Here is a 6,841-nt window from a genome sequence, read left to right as displayed (position 1 = left end):
CCCACCGCCGGGGCCCGGCGGTTCACAGCTCCGACGGCGCCCGCGATGATGGAGGCTGGGAGAACGCCGGGAACGGCGTACGACCGCCCTCCGAACAACGGGAGCTGATACATGGCCGTGAAGCCGACGACCGAAACCGACGTCCTGATCGTCGGCGCCGGACCGACCGGACTGCTGCTGGCCGGCGATCTCGCCGCCGCCGGAGTCGGCGTCACGGTACTGGAGAAGCGGGCCGCCGAGTCCGACCTCACCCGGGCCTTCGCCGTGCACGCCCGCAGCCTGGAGCTGCTGGACGCCCGGGGCCTGGCCGAGGAGCTGATCGCCACCGGCCGCCCGCTCTCCGAGCTGAGGATGTTCGACCGCTTCGGCATCGACCTCGCCGCGCTGCCCACCCGCTTCCCGTTCGTGCTGATCACCCCGCAGTACAACGTCGAACGGCTGCTGCTGGACCGCGCCGAGAAGGCCGGCGCGACCGTCCTGCGCGGCGCCGAGGTCACCGGGCTGCACCAGGACGCCGAGGGCGTGACCCTGGAGACCCGGGACGGGCAGAGCCACCGCGCCGCGTACGCGGTCGCCACCGACGGCGTCCACTCCACCGTCCGCGACCTGCTGGGCATCCCGTTCCCCGGGGAGTCGGTGGTCGACTCGGTGGTGCTGGCCGACGTCCGGCTGGAGCGCGAGCCCGCCCAGGCGATCACCGTCGGCGCCAACCAGGCCGGCTTCGCCTTCATCGCCCCGTTCGGCGACGGCTGGTTCCGGATCATCGCCTGGGACCGCGAGGAGCGGTACCCGGACGGCACCACCCCCTCCGCCGAGCAGCTCACCGCCCTCGTCCGGGCCATCCTCGGCGAGGACTACGGCCTGCACGAGGTGCGCTGGAGCTCCACCTTCCACAGCGACGAGCGGCAGGCCCCCAACTACCGCTCCGGCCGGGTCTTCCTGGCCGGCGACGCCGCGCACTGCCACTCACCGGCCGGCGGCCAGGGCATGAACACCGGCCTCCAGGACGCCGCCAACCTCTCCTGGAAGCTCGCCGCGGCACTCCGGGGCCACGCCACCGACGCCCTGCTGGACACCTACCAGACCGAGCGGCACCCGGTCGGCAGGACGGTGCTGCGCACCTCCGGCGCGCTGATCCGGCTGGCGCTCGCCGAGTCCGCCCCCACCCGCGCCCTGCGCGGGGCGCTCACCGCGCTGGGCGGCCACCTCGACCCGGTCACCGAGCGCGGCGCCCGGCTGGTCTCCGGCATCGGCATCTCCTACCCCGCGCCCAAGGACGCCCACCCGCAGGTCGGCAAGCGCGTCCCGGACCTGCGGCTGACCGCCCTGAGCAAGCCCGTCGAGGGCGCCCCGGCCGCGCCCGAGCGGCTCTACGAGGCGCTGCGCGCCGGGACGTTCGTCCTGGTCAGCAATGACGAGCTGGCCGCCGCCGAGCCCTGGGCCGACCGCATGGTCTCCGCCGCCCCCGCCGACCCGCACGGCAAGCTGCGCGACACCGTCCTGCTGATCCGCCCGGACGGCTACGTCGCCTGGGCCGCCGTCGACCCCGGCCAGGGCGAGCTGCGCGCCGCCCTCACCGACTGGCTCGGCACCCCGGCCTGACCGCCCCCGGGCGGGCCCGCGGCCCCCGCGCGCCCGCCCGGCCGGTCGTTCGCCCGCCGATCAGCCCCGGGCCACCGTCTCCGTGCCCAACTCGCCCTGCCCGCGCAGCTCCTGGACCGCGTCAGCGATCACCTCACGGGTCTCCCGCAGGGCCGGGAGACCCGATTCCACGTCCGTCCTTCCGCCCCGATTGGTCTGGACCGGTCCCGGAACCGCGGTCATTCACTGTATGGAACCGCCGAGTTGAGGGCCCTCCACAGTTGACTGTTTTTTAGGAACGAATTGCCTGGCCATGAGCCACTTCGCACACGGGTTCTGTCATGTTCTAGCCAGCGTTCTCGACCCCCCTGAACGCCTGGTCCCTTGCCGGCCCCCCACAGCCGGCTGGAGGAGGATCCGTTGCGCCCCCGCTCCCTTGCCCTCGCCGCGGCGATAGCCGTGCTGCCGCTGACCGCCGTCTCGCTCGGTGTCTCCACCGCGCAGGCCGCCACTCCCAACGCCTCCCCGCGCGTCGCCCTGCCGAACACCGTGAACCCGGCGGTGGCCCACTCGGAGAAGAAGGGCGACGTCCCGGCCGCGCAGCAGATCTCGGTGTCCGTCAGCCTGAAGCTGCGTGACACGGACGCCCTGGACCGCTTCCTCACCGCCGTCACCACCCCGGGCGCCCCGGAGTACGGCCACTACCTGACGCCGGAGCAGTTCACCGCGCGGTTCGGCCCGACCCAGGCCGCCGTCGACCAGGTCCGGACGTACCTGGCCCAGCAGGGCCTGACGGTCTCCGACGTGAGCGCCAACCGCCAGGTGGTCAACGCCCGCGGCACCGCCGCCCAGGTCTCCCAGGCCTTCGGGACCCACGAGAGCTCGTACCTCGACCCGCAGCTCCAGCGCGCCTTCTTCGCCAACGACGCGGCCGCCTCGATCCCGTCCGACCTGGCCTCCGTGGTCCAGGGCGTCAGCGGCCTGGACAACCACGCGGTGCGCAAGAACCGCCTGGCCACCCCGAACTCGGTCACCCCGAACACGGCGAGCGCGAGCCCGAGCGGCATGGCCCCGGCCCAGTACACCGGCGCGTACAACCTCAACAAGACCGGCGCGGACGGCACCGGCACCACGGTCGCGCTGTGGGAGTTCGACGGCTACCAGTCCTCGAACCTGACCACCTACGACTCCCAGTACGGCCTGTCCGGCCCGGCCGTCTCCACCGTCTCGGTGGACGGCGCCAACTACGACTCCGCCCCCGGCCAGGGCCAGGGCGAGGTCGAGCTGGACAGCGAGATCGTCCGCGGCGCGGCGCCCAAGGCCACCCAGCTGGTCTACGAGGCGCCCAACAGCGACCAGGGCGAGATCGACATGGCCAACAAGATCGTGACCGACAACAGGGTCTCGGTGGTCTCGATCTCCTGGGGCTCCTGCGAGCCGGACACCACCGCCGCCTCGATGACCGCGGTCGACAACGCCTTCAAGCAGGCCGCCGCCCAGGGCATCTCGATCTTCTCCGCCTCCGGCGACGACGGCTCCCGCGACTGCACCCGCTCCACCAGCGGCTCCGGCGTGAAGGCGGTCGACTTCCCGGCCTCCAGCCCGCACCAGACCGGCGTCGGTGGGACCAACCTCAAGGTCTCCAGCGGCAACGCCTACTCCTCGGAGAGCGCCTGGAGCACCGCCGGCGGCGGCGTCTCCACCGTGTTCGCCAAGCCGAGCTGGCAGACCGGCACCGGCGTCAGCGGCACCATGCGCACCGTCCCGGACGTCTCCTCCAACGCCGACCCGCAGAGCGGCTTCGCGATCTACACCGCCGGCGCCTGGCAGGTCTACGGCGGCACCAGCGCGGCCGCGCCGCTCTGGTCCGGCTACGCGGCCCAGTTCAACCAGAAGGCCAAGGCCGCCGGCCAGGCCGTCCTCGGCGAGGCGAGCCCGCGGCTGTACTCGGTGGCCAACGGCAGCGGCTACGGCAGCGCCTTCCACGACGTGACCACCGGCGCCAACCAGGACTTCTCCGCCAAGGCCGGCTACGACCAGGTCACCGGCTGGGGCTCCCCGGTCGCCGACGCGCTGACCACCGCCCTGCTCGGCGGTGGCACCACCCCGCCGTCCGGCGGCTGCACCGCCGCCCAGCTGGTCGCCAACGGCGGCTTCGAGAGCGGCACCGCCTCCCCGTGGACCGCCTCCAGCGGCGTGGTCAGCAACAGCTCCTCCGAGGCCGCCCACTCGGGCAGCTGGAAGGCCTGGCTGGACGGCTACGGCTCGACCCACACCGACACCCTGTCGCAGACCGTCTCGATCCCGGCCGGCTGCACCTCCGCCAAGCTGACCTTCTGGCTGCACGTCGACACCGCGGAGACCGGCTCCACCGTGTACGACAAGCTGACCGTCCAGGCCAACAGCACCACGCTGGCGACCTACTCCAACGTGGACGCCGCCACCGGTTACGTCCAGCGCACCCTGGACCTGACCTCCTTCGCCGGCCAGACCGTGACCATCAAGTTCACCGGCACCGAGGACTCCTCGCAGCAGACCAGCTTCGTGATCGACGACGTCGCGCTGAACGTCGGCTGACCACCGGCCGCACCACCGCACCACCCGATCCCCGCCGGGGCGGAGCCGTCAGGGCCCGCCCCGGCGGTGTCCGTCCCGGGGCCCTTCCGGAGCCGTCCGCCGCCCCCGTCCGGAGCACCGTCCGGAGCCCGGTCCGCGGCCCGTGTTTCCGGACTGTTTCAAGATCGATAACCCTTCGGTCCACCTGCCGTGACCACTGTCATACGCACGACTGATGACGTAGCCTCTCGACCGTGCATAGGGTTCCCCAAAGCTCGGTGAAGCCGCTGGCGGCGCGCCCCGGCGCCGGCCCGGTCCCACCGAACTCACCTGGTGGGGAGGGTCACCGCATGGCCGCACAGCAACCTCAGGACGCCGCGCGGCTGCGGCTGGTCGGGTCGCACACGGAGCGCCCGGGCCCGCCCGGACCGACTCCCGCCGCCTCCGGACCGCCCCCCGGCCGGCTCGCCCCGGTCGGCGGTTTCGCGGACACCCTGCACCTGGCCATCGAGGCCAGCGGCCTCAGCCTGGACCGCATCCGCGCCGCCCTCGCCGGGCGCGGCGTCAGGGTCAGTGTGACGACCCTGAGTTACTGGCGGCGCGGCCGCAGCCAGCCCGAGCGGGCCAGCTCGCTGCGCGCCGTCCACCTGCTGGAGGAGCTGCTCGGCCTGCCGCACAGCGCGCTCTCCTCGCTGCTCGGCCCGCCGCGCCCGCGCGGCCGCTGGGCCGCCGCCGCGAACACCTGCCACCTCGGGCTGGAGGACGTCTGGCCGGGCGAGCAGGAGATCGCCAACATCTTCGCCGAGCTGAACGCCCCGCCGGCCGGCGAGCTGGAGCGCCTGAGCATCCACGACTCCTACTACGTGGACGCCGAGCGGCGCGGCAACCTGCTGCGGATGCGCCAGGTGGTGCGCGCCACGGTCGGCGGCGTCGGCCGCTGCCTGGTGGTGCACATGGCCGACGAGGAGGCGGCCGGCTGCCCGGAGATCACCGCGGTGCGGCACGGCCGGCTGGGCCGGGTGCGCCGCCGCCCGGAGGCCGGGCTGATCGTCGGCGAGCTGATGCTGGACCGCCCGCTCGGCCTCGGCGACAGCACGGTCTTCGAGTACGAGGTGGAGATCCCGCCCGGCGGCCCGACCATGGAGTACAGCCGCCGCTTCGCCACCCCGGTGCGCGAGTACGTGCTCCAGGTGCACTTCGACCCGGCGGCCGTCCCGGCGCACTGCGAGCGCTACGACCGCGAGCCGGGCGCCGACGTCGACCACCGCCGCGAGCAGCTGTGGATCGGCGCCTCGGCGAGCGCCCACGTCCTGGCCCCGGACCAGCAGCCGGGCCACATCGGCATCCGCTGGGAGTGGGCGTAGCCCTTCCGCTCCTTCGAGACCGGCGGGGCACTGCTCGAACCGGCCGACACCACCCCGCTGACCCGGACCGACCCGGAGTCCTCGGCCGCCGTCCCGCGCTGACCCCGCCTCACCTCGCCTAAACCCTCCCGCCGACCCACGCCACGCCCGGGAGCCGAACGGGTCTCACCCGTTCGGCCTAACCCACCGTGACTCATCCCGCCCGCTTTGGGACTTTGGTCCGGATAACACGCGGAATAGTCCGGGAAAGAGGCGGAGCATGACCCTGACCGACCCCCTGTCCCCGCTCATCGAGTTCGACGACGTCGAACCGGCGGAGGACTGCATATGCGGGGGCTGCAACGCCCGCCGACGCGCACGGCTGCACGCCGCGCCCGTCCACGAGGGCGGACACGCCTCCGCCCGCAGCGTCCGCCGCCGGGCCGCCGTCCTGGTGGCCGCCGTGGGCACCGCGCTCGGTGGCGGTGCGGCCGCCGCCGGCACCGCCACCGCGGCCCCCGCGCCCGGCCCCACCCCGGGCGGCAGTAGCAGCGCCCGCTCCCAGACCCCCCAGGGCGAGGTCAGCGGCCTCTACGGCCAGGCCCCCGGCGCCCGCGCCTTCGCCGCGCCGCGCGCCGCCGCGGCGCCGCTCACCCGGGCCCAGATCATCCAGCGCGCCCAGACCTGGGTCGACCAGGGCGTGCCGTACAGCATGAGCCGCTACTGGTCGGACGGCTACCGCCAGGACTGCTCGGGCTTCGTCTCGATGGCCTGGGGCCTGGGCAGCAGTCAGACCACCTGGACACTGCCCGACTTCGCCGAGCGGATCGGCAAGAACGACCTCCAGCCCGGCGACATCCTCATCTACAACAACCCGGCCAACCCCCAGGCCGGCTCGCACGTCACGATCTTCGGCGGCTGGGCCGACTCCTCGCGCACCAAGTACGTCGCCTACGAGCAGACCGGCCCCTCCACCAAGAAGCGCTCCACCCCGTACGCGTACTGGAACAACTCCGGCTCCTACGTCCCGTACCGCTACACCGGTCTGTCCTCCGGCGGCAACGACGGCGGTGGCACCTCCGCCACCGCCTTCCCCGGGGCCGACAAGTTCGGCCCCGGCGCCAACAACGCGTACGTCACCAGGCTCGGCCGGCTGCTGGTGCAGCGCGGCGGCGGCGGGTTCTACTCCGAGGGCCCCGGCCCGCGCTGGGGCGAAGCCGACCGCAAGGCCACCCAGGCCTTCCAACAGGCCCAGGGCTGGCGCGGCGCCGAGGCCGACGGCATCCCCGGCAAGGACACCTGGGACTACCTGGTCAACGGCAAGGGCCGCAACATCGGCGGCGGGGGCGGCACCCCGCTGC

General features: G+C 73.6%; 4 protein-coding genes. All 4 read left to right on the top strand.

The window, feature by feature from the left end; translation table 11 throughout:
- Positions 1–111 precede the first annotated feature (111 nt).
- Positions 112–1,602 (top strand): FAD-dependent monooxygenase, encoded by a 1,491-nt coding sequence (locus tag ACFU6K_RS26720; protein ID WP_380667125.1) that lies wholly within the window; start codon positions 112–114, stop codon positions 1,600–1,602.
- A 399-nt stretch (positions 1,603–2,001) separates the two neighbouring features.
- Positions 2,002–4,158 (top strand): protease pro-enzyme activation domain-containing protein, encoded by a 2,157-nt coding sequence (locus ACFU6K_RS26715; protein ID WP_380667123.1) that lies wholly within the window; start codon positions 2,002–2,004, stop codon positions 4,156–4,158.
- 329 nt (positions 4,159–4,487) lie between these two features.
- A complete protein-coding gene (locus ACFU6K_RS26710; protein WP_380667121.1) occupies positions 4,488–5,501 on the top strand; it encodes an XRE family transcriptional regulator in 1,014 nt (337 codons plus the stop codon).
- Between the two features lie 259 nt (positions 5,502–5,760).
- On the top strand, positions 5,761–6,841 hold a 1,081-nt coding region (locus ACFU6K_RS26705), incomplete at its 3' end, for a peptidoglycan-binding protein (RefSeq protein ID WP_380667119.1).

The organism is Kitasatospora sp. NPDC057512 (assembly GCF_042802135.1).
Lineage (GTDB): Bacteria > Actinomycetota > Actinomycetes > Streptomycetales > Streptomycetaceae > Kitasatospora.
Note: the sequence above shows the minus strand (reverse complement) of the source record. Positions and strands in the feature narration are given on the sequence as shown.

Coding starts and splice junctions, on each gene's coding strand:
- ACFU6K_RS26710 (WP_380667121.1), top strand. CDS start 4,488: ATGGCCGCACAGCAACCTCAGGACGCCGCGCGGCTGCGGCTGGTCGGG.
- ACFU6K_RS26720 (WP_380667125.1), top strand. CDS start 112: ATGGCCGTGAAGCCGACGACCGAAACCGACGTCCTGATCGTCGGCGCC.